The sequence below is a fragment of the Streptomyces sp. NPDC055078 genome (genome assembly GCF_053607985.1).
In genome coordinates, this window is sequence record NZ_JBSGUP010000166.1 from 1 (window position 1) to 13,408 (window position 13,408).

Genomic DNA, 13,408 nt, shown 5'->3' on the forward strand with positions numbered 1-13,408 from the left:
CGCAAGTACAGCGGCGCCCGCGTCGACGAGGGCGACGGAAGCTCGGCGACCTGGCTGCTGGGGGCGCCCGATGTACTGCTGCCCGCAGGCGATCCGGCCCTCCGCGAGATCGAGCACCTCAATGAGCAGGGCCTGCGGGTGCTGCTGCTCGCCCGCACCGCCGGGGAACTCGACTCCCCCGAGGTCGCCGACGGCGCGAAGGCGACCGCGCTCATCGTCCTCGAACAGCGGCTGCGGCCCGACGCGTCCGACACCCTGCGGTACTTCGCCGAACAGGACGTCGCCGCGAAGGTGATCTCCGGCGACAACGCGGTCTCCGTGAGCGCGGTCGCCGGAAAGCTCGGCCTGCCCGGAGCCGAGAACACCGTCGACGCCCGCACCCTGCCCGCCGAGCGGGAGCCGATGGCCGCCGCGCTGGACTCCCACGCCGTCTTCGGCCGGGTGACCCCCCAGCAGAAGCGCGACATGGTCGGGGCGCTCCAGTCCCGTGGGCACACCGTCGCCATGACGGGCGACGGCGTCAACGACGTCCTCGCCCTCAAGGACGCGGACATCGGCGTCTCCATGGGGTCCGGCTCCGAGGCCACCCGGGCCGTCGCGCAGATCGTGCTGCTGAACAACAGCTTCGCCACCCTGCCGTCGGTGGTGGCGGAGGGCCGCCGGGTCATCGGCAACATCACCCGCGTCGCCACGCTCTTCCTGACCAAGACCGTCTACTCGGTACTGCTGGCGATCCTGGTGGTGTGCAGCCAGGTCGAGTACCCCTTCCTGCCCCGGCATCTGACCCTGCTGTCCACCCTCACCATCGGCGTCCCCGCCTTCTTCCTGGCCCTCGCCCCCAACAAGGAGCGCGCCCAGCCGCACTTCGTCCGCCGCGTGATGCGGTACGCGATCCCCGCGGGCGTCATCGCCGCGGCGGCCACCTTCTGTACGTATCTGCTCGCCCGCTCCCACTACAGCGGCCCCGGCTCCCTCGACGCGGAAACCAGCGCGGCGACCCTGACCCTCTTCCTCGTCTCCATGTGGGTCCTCGCGATCATCGCCCGCCCCTACACCTGGTGGCGCATCTGCCTCGTCGCCACGATGGGCCTCGGCTTCCTCATCGTCCTCGTCGTGCCCTGGCTCCAGGACTTCTTCGCCCTGAAGCTGGTCGGCACGACGATGCCGTGGACTGCGGTCGCCGTCGCGGCGGCGGGGGCGGCGCTGCTGGAGGTGGGCTGGCGCGTCGTGGATCGCCGGGTGCCGGCGTGACGGCCGGGGTGACGGCTGGCGTGAGCTGCTGGCCCATGGCCTGTTCCCGCAGGTCAGCAGAGGTACCCACGACCCGCGCGAGGCGGCGGGCACGGGGCGCATCCCGCGTTCCGTGACGCGTTCCCGTACAGAGAAAGCCCCGTCCGGCGCGGACCGGACGGGGCTCTCGTAGCCGGGCGGACGTCAGCTCACATCGGCGCTGCGGGCGAGCGCCACCAGTCCGGCGAACGCGCCGGGGGACACCATCAGCACCGGGCCAGCTGGCTGCTTGCTGTCCCGGACGGGAACTATGCCGCACGAGTCGGTGAGGTTGGCGGCGACCTCGACGCAGGCACCGCCATTGTTGCTGTGCGAGGACGTGAACCAGCGGGGAGATTCAGTCGTCACGGGTTGCTCTTTCGCAATTGGTTGATCATGGCCACGGATGCCGCTTGGGAGAGCGCTTCTGCCTGTCCCGCAGCGTGCGTACTCGCTGCCCGAACGCCGCGGCCGGCGACTTCTCGGGGTCCAGTTCCTTTCGGTTGGTTCACCATCCGACACCCAACTCCCCGTTCTTTCAACGCAGGTTGATGATGGCGCGACGGTAGGCCACGCTGAGCACGCTGCCGTGAGTACGGTTGCTCAACCTGGCGGTGAAATCACGGACTTCGGGGGTGTGTTCTGTGACGGGGATCGACAGCGTGATCGGTGGGCGCATCGAGAAGGGGCGTCGGCGCAAAGGTTGGCATCAGCGTGATCTCGCCGAGAGAATCGGCCGCTCGGAGTCCTGGGTATCGCAGGCTGAGCGTGGTGTGATTCCACTGGACAGCGTGAGTCTGGCGGAGCGGATCGCCCACGTGCTAGGTCTGACAGTGGATCACATCCTGGCGTTCGACATTCGACACGCGGGAACTGCTGTGATTGCACAGTCATCGAAATCACATCTGCCCTCCTCGCCTTCCCCGCGCCCACTGCCGCCCGATCCGGAAAGCTCTGAGATTGTGCTTCGACGCAGCTTCACCCTCGGCTCCCTGGCGGGCCTGACCGCCGCTGTCGCAGGTCTCACCCCCGACTCACAGGCCCAGGTCCGCCGGCCGCCGGGCGGAACGGTGGATCAGGCGACGGTGGACGAGTTGCGGTCGATCGGCGCCAGCTACCGCAGATCGTACAAATCCTTCCCGGCGTCCACACTCGTCCCGGTCGCCCACGGTCAGCTGCAGCTGGTGACGTCGCTGGGACCGAAGACGCAGTCGGCTCATCTGCGTAACTCTCTGCTGGCTCACATGGCGGAGATGGCGGCGCTCGCTGCCGTACTGCTGTCGCTGGATCTGGGTGATCTGGAACAGGCCGATGCCTACATGGACCTGGGGTTCCAGATCGCCAGGGAGATCGACAGTCCGGAGCTGTCCGCGCTGATCCTGGGAGGCCGGGCGTTCCGTACCTCCTACAGTGGTGACCCGGACGGTGGGTTGGACTACGCACTGGCCGCAGTGGATGCCGCCGACCGTGGGGCATCGGTGCGGATGCAGGCATGGACGAATGCGATCGCCTCGGAGATGTACTCCTCCACTGGCGACGAGTACGGCTTCCGGTCCTCAATGGAGGCGTCGCGCACATTACTGTCGGGGTCCATGGATGACGAACGGTGGGGCGGTATCGCCTGGTTCGATCTGCCCAAGGCGGACGCCTACGAGGGCAGTGATCTGGTGCGACTGGGTCGCTTCGATGAGGCCCTGCCGTCGTTGGATCAGGCGCTCGACCGGCTGTCGCCGGAGATGCTGCGGCACCGCTGCACGGCATTCATCTCGCGGGCTGAGGCTCATGCCGGGGCCGGACACGTCGAGCAGGCATGCGACGACGGTCACGCCGCGTTGGATCTGGTCGAGCGGGTCCAGCACCGGGAGACGCTGCGACGGGTCGCCGACCTGCACCGCACGTTGCGGAGCAGCAGGACCGCCGGGACCCGGAGCCTGAGCGAGCACCTGATCGTCACCCGGACCGTGCTGAGGGCCGCCGGGCGTGCCACGTGAGCGTCCGCGCGGGGCTGATCCTCGACTTCGGCGGCGTGCTGACCACGAGTGTGGCCGCGTGCGCGATCGGCTTCGACCGGCGGGCCGGCCTGCCGGAGGGCACGTTCTTGTCGGTCATCGCCAAGGACCCGGAAGGCGCCGCCTTGTATGCGGATCTGGAACGCGGCGCGATCACTCAGGTCCAGTGGAATCAGGGCACGGCCGCGCTGCTCGGCATGGACGGCACCAACCTCCTCGGCCGCGTGCTGGAAGACCTTCACCCGGAGCCGTCGGTGATCGGCGCGGCACAAGCGGCCCGTGCCGCCGGAGTCAAGGTGGGGATCTTCTCCAACAGTCTGGGCAGCGAGCCGTTTGACGTCTACGGCGGCTACGACCTGGCCGCAGACTACGACGCGGTTCTGATCTCCGAGGACTACAAGCTGCGCAAGCCCGATCCGGAGCTTTACGAGGTCATGCTCGGTCTCATGGATCTGCCTGGCGAGGCGTGCGTGTTCGTCGACGACACCGCCCGCAACCTTCCGCCCGCCGAAGAACTCGGGGTCGCCACCATCCTGGCCAAGAACCCGGCGGACACGATCGCGCGGATGGAAGCCGCCCTCGGGCTGCGACTGATCCAAGAAGTCTAGACCAATTCGCAGCCGGGTTGCGGGCCCGCAACCGGCATGCGGATGCGCCGGAGGCCGGGTCGGCATTGTGGTCCTTCCGCCGCCCCGGATGACAGGGTTATCCCGGTCCGGGTCGGCCGGCCAAGCCGCATGGCACCCAACTGGGTGCCCGACCCGGATCGGAGACACAGGTGACCACCACCGTCGACACGACGACGATCACGGTTGAACTGCCCGAGGCGTTCGACCCGCGCTGGAACCGCCTGCCCGGCATCACCGTGGATGGCACGCGCATCACCATCGACCCGGCGGAGTACTTCTTCCGCTTCGAGAACAGCTCTTGGCTGGTGCTCGACTGGGAGACCGTGAAGGGCGGACTACTGTCCGCCGAGGAGACCGAGACCGCGGCTGTCGAGCAGATGGCGCTGGACTTCGTGAAGACCCACGGCCGCTCCACCGGTGACGCCGGTGAGGTCCTGGCCATCGCCTGGCAGGTGTACTCCTACCTGTTCCGCGACGAACACCTGGCCACCCTCGGCCTGCCGGACGTCACCGTCGGCCACCTGGCGATGCTCCGGCAGGCCGCGGCACTCATGGCGCTGAACAAAGTCGAGCTGGACGGGCACATCTCCAACGTCGGCCCGTGCTGGTTCTTCCCCTCCGCCACCGGCGTCGTCTTCGACCTCAGCGAGGCCGACGGCCAGCTGCTCGACGAGGTCTACCACGGCTCCTGGTTCAACGAGCACCGCCGCATCGAGGGCATCAAGGCCCACACCGCGCTCGGTGGCCGGCTGGTCCACGGCTGCCAGTCCGCCCCCGACCAGTCCGGCGGCGTCGTCGCCGCCTACGGCACCTCCATGGCGAATTTCGCCATGGAACTGGCCGGGATGAAGGCCGAGTGGATCCGACAGGTCGAGTCGCACCGCGTGACCGCGGCCTGATCTGCCCCATTGGCCGAGCGGTCCGGGGCGGCAGGCGCCGCCGCCCCGGTCCCCAACCTTCCCCTTCCTGCCGCACATTCGGAGCATGCCTGTGGACACCCGGCTCATCTCTCACCTCCTGACCGCGGTCTGCTCGGCCGCCGGCCGCCCGCAACCGACCCGTGACCCGATGCGGCTGTGGTCCCTGTCCGGTGTCGAACGCCTTACCTTCCCCGACGGCTCCACCGCGATCTACAAGTACGCCACCGAGCCGTTCACGACCGAGGACCAGATCCTGCGCGCCGCCGCTGCCGCAGGCATCCCGGTGCCGGAGGTCGTCGGCTCACTGGTCCGCGACCGCGTCCTCGGCATGGTGATCGAGGACCTGGGCGAGCCAGTCCGCGATGCGCAGGACCCGGACGGCATCACGGCCGCAGTCACCCTGCACGCCGCAGGGTCGGCTCCCTTGGCGCGGGATCTCGACGCCGAAGCCCTGGCCGCGCTGCCGATGCTGGCGCTCGGCCATCTGCGGCGCCTGCGGGCGACCGGACGGTGGACCGAGGACACAGAGGACATCGCCGACCTGCTGCACGCACTGGCCGGGGCTGCCGCCAAGCGGGCCGAAGGCGCCACGATCGCCCCGTGGGGCTGGGCGCACTCCGAGTTCCACCCCACCAGCCTGCACATCGGCGGCGACGGCTGGCGCCTGCTGGACTTCGCCCGCGCCTTCAATGGCCCCGGCCTGCTGGACCTCGCGTCCTGGCACGGCACCATCGACGAAGCGGACCCGGACCGGCTGCGCGCCTTCATCGAGACCTACGTCACCGCGGGCGGCAACCGCGGGGCCCTGGCGGAGCGGGGCGGCCTGACCGCGCAGTCGTGGGCGCTGGGCTGGCACCGATTGTGGGCGATCGAGTGGTTCATGGAACAGGCTCTGCGCTGGATCAAGGACCCCAGCGAGGACGATGCGTACATCACCGTGATTCGCCGCCATCTCCACAGCGCCTCACGGCTCCTGGAACCATGAAATGGACATTTGGGACACTCATGCCGCCGTGGCACTCGCCGAGGGTCCTCCCGGGCCTCTGGAGCCGCCTCGGCGGCTGGAGTGGACGCAGCGGCCTGGCGTCGGCCCCGGCGCGGAGATCCTGGGCCGTGACCTGACCGGCCGCCGGATCGTGGAGCTGGGCTGCGGCGCGGGCCGCAACTCCGCCCATCTGGCCACCGCGGGCGCGATCGTCACCGGTGTGGACCGCTCGGCCGGGCAGATCCGCCGCGCCAGCGGTCACTACGGCCACACCGGCGCCAGGTTCGTGCGCGACGGGGCGACCCGCCATCTCACGCGCAGCGCCGAGCCCCTGGACGTGGTCGTCTCGGTCTTCGGCGCGATCGGCACCACCGAACCTTCCCGCATCCTCGCCCTGTGCTCGCGCCGACTGGTGCGGCGCGGTGTCCTGGCCTTCGCTGTCCCGCACCCGCAGCGGACCGGCGCCCTCCCTGCCACCCCGCAGACCCGCGTCGAGGTGACCCTGCCGGACGGGACCACCGGAAGTCTCCAGCACTGGGACATCGACCCGGACACCTGGGCCCGCGCCCTGAACCAGGCGGGCCTGCTGATCACCAGCATCCATGCCCTGTTCGCGCCGGCCAACGCCCCTTGGCCGACCACTTCGCTGATCACAGCACGCAAACCCTGACAGCCCATCCCTCTCACGGGAGGCACCCAATGCACCGGATCCCGTACCTTCTGCTGGACATAGACGGCGTCCTCGTCCCGTTCCCGGCCGCAGACAAGTCCACCCCGACGACCCACACCCGCCACCAGGTCCGCATGACCGGCCGCCCGGAGCCGGTCTGGGTCTGGCTCAACCACAACCACGGCCCGCTGATCACCGATGCCATCACCACCGGCCTCATCCAGCCGGTGTGGTGCACCAGTTGGCGCGCCGACGCGCCCGGAGTGATCGGCCACCTGATCGGCCTGCCGGCCTTCGAGCACATCGAGCTGCCCCGCCTGCCGATCACTACCAGCCACCCCGACGGCTATCTGTGGAAACGCGACTACGTCGACGCCTGGCTCGGCGAAGCGCCCGCCGTGTGGATCGATGACGACTTCACTGCCCTGGACCACCAGTGGGCCGCCAACCGCACCGCGGCCGGGCACGCGACGCTGCTCATCCAGCCCGACCACTACGCCGGCCTCCACTCCGAGCACATCCTCACCGCACTGGAATGGGCCACCGCCCTGGACCGACTGCCCAAGCCCGGATTCATGGAGGGCCGCACCGGTGCGCAACGGACGGTGGACGGCACGAACACCACGGACTGGACCAGTGCCCCGCTGACCACCTGACGTCCGTCCGCGTCCCCCGAGCCCCGGCGGACGCGCGTCAGCCCATCGGGTCGAACCAGCGGGCGCGCGCCAGTTCGTCCGTACGGGAGAGGTCCTCCAGGAGGGCCGCGACCTCGAAGCGGCGCGGCCACTGGCCCGCGGCCCAGGCGAGGGCGGCGGCCACGCCCTCCAGCGTCGACGCGTGGATCACGCCGTCGGGGGTGCGGCGCCACTCGACTTCCCGGCCGCCCGCGATGAGTTCGTCGTGTTCGGTGTACGAGGCGGGGGTGGCGGGCCCGAGGAGGACCCGGACCGCGTCGGGGACCTCGTGCACGTCGCCCTGCGTCGTCACCTCCGCCGCGACCGTCTCGCTGAGCCGGCGCACCTGAAGGAGGTCCGCCAGCTCACCGGCGAGCCCGGGGGCGACCGGCAGCAGGGGGAGTCCGGTGGCCAGGGGGAGCAGGTCGGGGGTGTCGGCCACCAGGGCGTCGGCCGCGTCGACGACGCGTACCTCGCCGTCGAGAACCGCTCGCAGTTCGTCCGGCAGGGTGACCTGCTCGGGGTCGAGTTCGGCGAGCGCCGTGTACAGCCCGTGGAGCTGGGCGGCGCGCACCGGGCGGTCCGGGTCGGCGAGCCGGCCGAGGAGTTCGGCCGCGCCGCCGGGCTCGTCCAGGAGGGCGGCCACCGAGGTGCGTACACCCAGGGCCCGCAGCACCTGCGCGTCGTCGAAACCGGTCGCGTCGACGGCCTCGTACAGACCGTCGAGCAGCGGGTCGCCGCCCGCGGCGCGCAGTCCGGCCGGGCGCCGGCCGTCCAGTACGGGGTGGTCCCGCAGCCACCACGCCGTGTACGGCCGTACCGTCTGGGTCGTACCGTCCGGCAGCAGCACCCGTACGGACTGGGTGAGCGCGTCCCGCAGCGGCGGGCGTGCCAGCAGCGCGAGGGCCCCCGGCCAGCAGTCGTCGTCCACCAGATCGAGGTCGCGGACGGCGACGATCTCGGTGGCGACCGGCGGTACGGGGGTCTCGGGCAGCCGGTCGAGTACGTCCTCGCACCAGACGTCGACCGCGTCCAGCAGTCCGGCGTCGTCGGGCTCGGCGTAGTCCCCGTCGCGGGGTTCCAGCTCATCGGGGTCGAGGACGACATCCGTGGCGCGTACGAGGGCGAAGTCCGCGAGCACCCCGCAGGCGGCGAGCGGCTGCTCGCCCCAGCGCGCGGCGAGGTCGCCGTCGCACAGGGCCAGTTCGTCCTGGCGCATCACCAGCGCGAACGGGCTTCCCGGCAGCACCAGCTCGCCCGCGGGTGCCATGTCCCCGTCCTCGTCGGGCAGCGCCAGCGCGCCGAGCCAGGGCTCGTCGCCGGGTTCGAGGTCCGCGTCGCGGACGAGCGCGAGGACGGTGTCCGCCAGTTCCTCGGCGTCCAGGGAGGCGTCGCCGTCGTACCAGACCTCTCCGGCGTCCAGGGAGCCCGCCACCGCCGCCCGCACCTGCGAGGTCGTCAGTACGGCCCGGGGGGTCGCGGGGAGCGCGCCCAGCTTCTCCAGCAGGGGGTGCGCGGCGTCCGGGTGGACGACCTTAAGGCCGAGGCGGGTGAGCTGGGACGGGGTGTCCGCCAGGGGCAGCAGGGTCCCCCGGGGCCCGATCGCCGTACGGCCGTCGGTGAGCGGAACGGGGAGGCCGGAGAGCCGGTCCGGGTCGACGCCCGCGAGGCTGTCGTACAGCCGCCGCCACCAGAGGGGGTCGCGCTCCAGGCCCGTGAGCCGGTCGATCGCCTCGGTCAGCGGGACCCGGGCGACACCGAGGGTCCGCAGCTCGACGCGGCGCTCAAGTCCGGCGGGCAGCAGGCTCGGCAGCACCTCGGCGAGCACCCGCACGGTCTCGTCCCCCGCGCCCTCCAGGACCTCCGCCTCGATCGGCCGCAGTCCGGCCACCGCCGCACGGTCCGGCAGCCCGGTCTCCTCCCGGTCGGCGTCGTCCCGGTCGGCGTCCCGGGGGGCCGCCGCCGCCAGGAACGCCGTACGCGGCAGCAGCCCCAGGATCGCCGCCCGCAGCACCCCGTCCAGCTCGCCCTTCCCGAGCGGTCCTGGCACCAGGTCGATCGTGCCGGTCGTCACCGGCTGCCAGCTCCCGAGGAGTTCGGCGTACGCCTCGGCCGCCCGCTGGAGGACGAAGTCGGTCAGCGGGCCGGGGGCGGGATGGCGCCGGGTGGTGTCCAACGGCAGCGAGGCGATCAGCAGCGCGGGGACCCCGAGGGGTTCGTCGGTGGGCGTCGGGGCGTGGACGACGGGCGCGGTACGCGGCCGGACGGGCACTCCCTCGGCGTCCACGGGCACCGCCCAGGTGACGGACCAGTAGGGCCGCAGCCGCTCCTCCAGCGGACGGTCCTTCAGCAGCTCCGCCTCGATGCCGCCGCCGTGGCTGACGACCCGCCAGCGGTGGTCGCCGTCGGTGCCGTGGTCGCCGTCGGCGCTGTCGAGGATCCGGACGTACGGCCCGTCCGCCCGCCGCTGGAGCGTGCGTACGCCCTCAGGGGTCTCGATCACGATCTCGGAGAGGCCGGTGAGGGTGAGGAGGAGGGCGTCGTCGACGGCGGCCAGCAGCCGTTCGACGAGGTCGACGGCCGCGCCGTCGCGCAGCGGCAGGACGACGACGGTGTCATAGCCGTCGGGGGCGGTGCCCTCGGCGGGCAGCGGCAGCCGCAGCAGCGGTACGTGGCCGTCGCGGCGGCGCAGCTCGTCGCCGAGGCCGGGGGCGGTCCCGGCGGCTGCTCCGGCCATCTCGCGGGCCTCGGCGAGCGACCAGCGGACCCCGCCGTGGCGGCCGACGACGGCGGGTTCGTCACTGACGGCGAGCACCGCGGCGAAGCCGACACCGAACCGCCCGACACTGCCCGTGGCGTCCCGTTTGGCGGAGGCCCTCAGGGTGCTGAGGGATTCCACTCCGGTGGCGTCAAGGGGAGCGCCGGTGTTGGCGGCGGCCAGTACGGCGGGGGTGTCGCCATCGGCGGGCCGCAGGGTCAGCCGGAGCCGGCCGGGGACCTGGGCGCGGGCGGCGGCGTCGGCGGCGTTCTGGGCCAGCTCGACGACGAGGCGGTCCCGGTAGCCGCCCAGTACGAGGTCTTCCTCGGCGTTGGCGTCCTCACGGAAGCGGGCGGGGCTGGCCGCCCACGCGTCGAGCACGCCACGCCGCAGCCGGGCGGTCCCGAAGGGGTCGGCCGACTCGGTGGTCCTGACGCTCACGCTGTGCTCCGCTCTGTGGGACGAAGCGGCCCCTGGTACGGCCCGCTGCGGCCGAAGGTACCGCGTCCCCCTGAGCCCAAGCCTCCCGTGCCGACCCCGATGCCCGCATTGCCCGCAATCGCCCCCGCGCCCGTGCCCGCGCGCCACCAGCCCGTCCTGGGGGTCCCACCCAGGCGAAGCTCTGGGGGAGCTTGAGGACCGACCCTCGCGCCCAGCGGCCCGAAGCAGCCCGAACGAGACAGAACCCCGGGGCGGAAGCACCAAACCCGAACACAAACCCCCAGGGACTCACACGCAGGCGAAGCTCTGGCGGAAGTCAGGGTCCTCACCCCGGGCGGCTCGGTGCTACGAGTGCCCCAGATCCTCGTCGGGCGACGGCGCCCCCGCGTCGGGGACCGAGCCCGTGTCCCTCGCGGGCCAGAGGGGGAACTCGTCGGTGCCCAGCGAGTCCAGCACCGGCTCGGCGGGCTTCGGCGGCTTCGGCATCACCGCGGCCTCCGAGTGCCCGCCGCACCCGTAGGACAGGGACACCACCCGTCCGTCCGCCGGGGAGAACTCATTCGCGCACACCCCGAACGCCTGCCGCAGCGACCCGCCGACCGGCACCAGGAACCCGCAGGTCACACAGGCCGCCGGCGCTGCCTGTGCCATGGGGGTCTTCGCGCCGTAGGACTCCTCCCAGCGGTCGGCCGCGATATGCAGCCCGTACCGGGAGAGCACCCGCACCCGGCGCATCCCCAGCTCTTCCGCGAGCGCCGCGATCTCACCGCGCGTGTTGTGGACCGTGTCCGCAGGCCGGCGGTCGATCAGCTCGGCGTCCTCCGCCTCGACCCGTTCGGCCAGGTCGTGGGAGGTCCCGGCGATCACCGAGTTCGGCGGCGGCGCGTCCTCGCCGGTGAATCCGGGCTCCAGGCGCAGATCCTCGGCCTCGGTCGGCAGCAGATCCCCCGGACCCATGTCCCCGGGCCGCAGCCGTTCGCTCCAGGGCACCCACTCCGGGGCGAGCAGCGCGTCGGGACCGGGCAGCAGGACGGTCTCGTCGAGGGTCACGACCTTCGCCCGGGACGCCCGCGCGACGGTCACCGCCCAGCGCCAGCCCCGGTACCCGGGCTCCTCGCACTCGAAGAAGTGCGTGACGACCCGGTCACCCTCCGAGACGAGGGACACATGCGGGCCGACCACCCCCGGGGCCGCGGCCTCCTCGGCCGCCTCCCGGGCGAGGTCTACCGCCTCGGCGCACAGACGGTCGGGGGTACGGCTTCGCGTCGTCGCAGCACTCACAGGTCTCGCTTCTCTCCTACGCCGTCTCACGGGTGCGCCTGCCGATTCCATGAGGCATGAGGTACGGGCCGCAGGCGGAGCGGACCAAGGGGCCGCATCGACGTCCGCGCCCAGACCAACCTGTCCCGGGCACACCTACCGTCATCCATTCTGCGGGATGCCGACGAGGCGCGCGGCCGGGAACAATCGCCGGTGGCGCGCTACGCACGCTACCCCCTCCGCAGCCCGTCGCCCACCTGCGCGCTCCAACAAGGAGCTAACAACCCCGCATCACACCTCCTCGGGCCGGGGCTTGGGGCACTATGGCGAGGTGGCAGCCACCAGCTCGTCCCACGGCTCCGGGGCGCTCAGCAGAGCGACCCGCACGATCGGGCGCGTCCTGCATCTCCCGTTCACCGGCACGGCACGCGGCATCCGCAAGGCGACCCACGCCCATGGCGCGGGCGAGTCGGGCCTCGGCCGGCTGATCGAGCTGCACGCGGTGAACGGTGCGGGCGACGTCATGATCACCGTCGCCCTGGCCTCCACGGTCTTCTTCTCCGTCCCCACGGACGAGGCACGCGGCCGGGTCACCCTCTACCTCGCGATCACCCTCGCGCCCTTCGCCCTGCTGGCGCCCGTCATCGGACCGCTCCTCGACCGTATCCCGCACGGCCGCCGCGCCGCGATGGCGGGCGCGATGCTCACCCGGGCGGTGCTGGCGATCGGCATGTCGGGGGCGGTGGCCACGGGCGGCCTGGAGCTGTATCCGGCGGCGCTGGGGGTGCTGGTCGCGTCCAAGGCGTACGGGGTGGTCCGCAGCGCCGTCGTACCACGGCTGCTCCCACCACGGTTCTCCCTGGTGAAAGCGAACTCCCGGGTCACCCTCGCCGGTCTGCTCGCCACCGGGATCGCCGCACCGATCGGCGCGGGTCTGCACCGGCTGGGGCCGGAGTGGACGCTGTACGGGGCGTGCGCGCTGTTTCTGCTCGGTACGTACTGGGCGCTGCGGCTGCCGCACAAGGTCGACTCCGCGAAGGGCGAGCGCAAGGCGCACATCCTCCCGCTCGGGGAGAAGAAGCCCAGCCTGCGCACGGTCGGCCCGTCCGTCCTCCACGGCCTCCAGGCGAACGCGGCCTTCCGGATGCTCTCCGGGTTCCTCATCTTCTTCCTGGCGTTTCTGCTGCGGGAGCATCCGCTCGCCGGGCAGAGCGCGGCCGTGTCCCTCGGCATAGTGGGCGTCGCCGCGGGCCTCGGCAACGCCCTCGGTACGGCCATCGGTGCCTGGCTGCGATCCCGGGGCCCGGAAATGATCATCGCCGTCGTCCTGGGCGCCGTCCTCACCGCCGCGATCCTGGCGGCGGTGTTCTTCGGTGCGGGCATGGTGGCGGTGCTCGGCGGGACGGCGGGCATGTGCCAGGCACTGGCGAAGCTGTCCCTGGACGCGCTGATCCAGCGCGATGTGCCCGAGGAGGTGCGTACGTCGGCCTTCGCCCGCTCGGAGACGCTGCTCCAGATGTCCTGGGTGGTGGGCGGGGCGATCGGCATCATGCTGCCGCTGAACGGGGTGCTGGGGATGTCGATGGCGGCGGGGATCGTCTGCACGGGTGCCCTGGTGTCGGTACGCGGCCTCCGCGCCGCCTCCCGCCACGGCGCCGCCACCCGGCCCCGGGTCGCCTGACCCCTTCCGGCTCCCCTCGGCGCCGGGCCCCGGGGTGCGCGGCCCCTTGCCCGGGCCCGGGCGGTCCGGCGGGGCTCCGCCCCGCACCCCGCTCCTCAAACTCCCCCAGAGC

The 13,408-nt window shown here is 72.0% G+C and carries 11 protein-coding genes; 8 read left to right on the forward strand and 3 right to left on the reverse strand.

Features of this window, described 5'->3' with window-relative positions:
* Positions 1-1,251, forward strand: a 1,251-nt coding sequence (locus tag ACWF94_RS16465) for an HAD-IC family P-type ATPase (protein ID WP_453488082.1), incomplete at its 5' end; no start/stop codon positions are given.
* 183 nt (positions 1,252-1,434) lie between these two features.
* On the opposite strand, the gene ACWF94_RS16470 is transcribed toward ACWF94_RS16465, so the two are convergent.
* The gene (locus ACWF94_RS16470; RefSeq protein WP_453488084.1) at positions 1,435-1,638 is read right to left on the reverse strand and encodes a DUF397 domain-containing protein; all 204 of its coding nucleotides are present in this window, start codon (positions 1,636-1,638) and stop codon (positions 1,435-1,437) included.
* A 275-nt stretch (positions 1,639-1,913) separates the two neighbouring features.
* Between ACWF94_RS16470 and ACWF94_RS16475 the strand changes: the two genes are divergently transcribed.
* The 6 genes from ACWF94_RS16475 (at position 1,914) to ACWF94_RS16500 (ending at position 7,138) form a co-directional block, all read left to right on the forward strand.
* Positions 1,914-3,260, forward strand: coding sequence for a helix-turn-helix domain-containing protein (locus ACWF94_RS16475; protein WP_453488086.1), 1,347 nt, complete (start codon positions 1,914-1,916; stop codon positions 3,258-3,260).
* Positions 3,257-3,886 (forward strand): HAD-IA family hydrolase, encoded by a 630-nt coding sequence (locus tag ACWF94_RS16480; RefSeq protein ID WP_453488087.1) that lies wholly within the window; start codon positions 3,257-3,259, stop codon positions 3,884-3,886. Before ACWF94_RS16475 ends, ACWF94_RS16480 begins: the two co-directional genes overlap by 4 nt.
* A gap of 170 nt (positions 3,887-4,056) precedes the next feature.
* A complete protein-coding gene (locus ACWF94_RS16485) occupies positions 4,057-4,806 on the forward strand; it encodes a hypothetical protein (protein WP_453488089.1) in 750 nt (249 codons plus the stop codon).
* A 91-nt stretch (positions 4,807-4,897) separates the two neighbouring features.
* Positions 4,898-5,812, forward strand: a complete 915-nt coding sequence (locus ACWF94_RS16490; RefSeq protein WP_453488100.1) for an aminoglycoside phosphotransferase family protein — start codon at positions 4,898-4,900, stop codon at positions 5,810-5,812.
* 1 nt (position 5,813) lies between these two features.
* The gene (locus ACWF94_RS16495) at positions 5,814-6,482 is read left to right on the forward strand and encodes a class I SAM-dependent methyltransferase (RefSeq protein ID WP_453488091.1); all 669 of its coding nucleotides are present in this window, start codon (positions 5,814-5,816) and stop codon (positions 6,480-6,482) included.
* Positions 6,483-6,511: 29 nt separating this feature from the next.
* Positions 6,512-7,138, forward strand: coding sequence for an HAD domain-containing protein (locus tag ACWF94_RS16500; protein WP_453488093.1), 627 nt, complete (start codon positions 6,512-6,514; stop codon positions 7,136-7,138).
* A gap of 37 nt (positions 7,139-7,175) precedes the next feature.
* On the opposite strand, the gene ACWF94_RS16505 is transcribed toward ACWF94_RS16500, so the two are convergent.
* Positions 7,176-10,355: a sacsin N-terminal ATP-binding-like domain-containing protein gene (locus ACWF94_RS16505; protein ID WP_453488094.1), complete on the reverse strand. Its 3,180-nt coding sequence runs from the start codon at positions 10,353-10,355 to the stop codon at positions 7,176-7,178.
* A 345-nt stretch (positions 10,356-10,700) separates the two neighbouring features.
* Positions 10,701-11,636: a DUF3027 domain-containing protein gene (locus tag ACWF94_RS16510; protein ID WP_453488096.1), complete on the reverse strand. Its 936-nt coding sequence runs from the start codon at positions 11,634-11,636 to the stop codon at positions 10,701-10,703.
* 310 nt (positions 11,637-11,946) lie between these two features.
* Between ACWF94_RS16510 and ACWF94_RS16515 the strand changes: the two genes are divergently transcribed.
* On the forward strand, positions 11,947-13,296 hold the full coding sequence (locus ACWF94_RS16515; protein ID WP_453488098.1) for an MFS transporter: 1,350 nt from the start codon (positions 11,947-11,949) through the stop codon (positions 13,294-13,296).
* The last annotated feature ends 112 nt before the right edge of the window (positions 13,297-13,408 follow it).

Coding starts and splice junctions, on each gene's coding strand:
- ACWF94_RS16495 (WP_453488091.1), top strand. CDS start 5,814: ATGGACATTTGGGACACTCATGCCGCCGTGGCACTCGCCGAGGGTCCT.
- ACWF94_RS16500 (WP_453488093.1), top strand. CDS start 6,512: ATGCACCGGATCCCGTACCTTCTGCTGGACATAGACGGCGTCCTCGTC.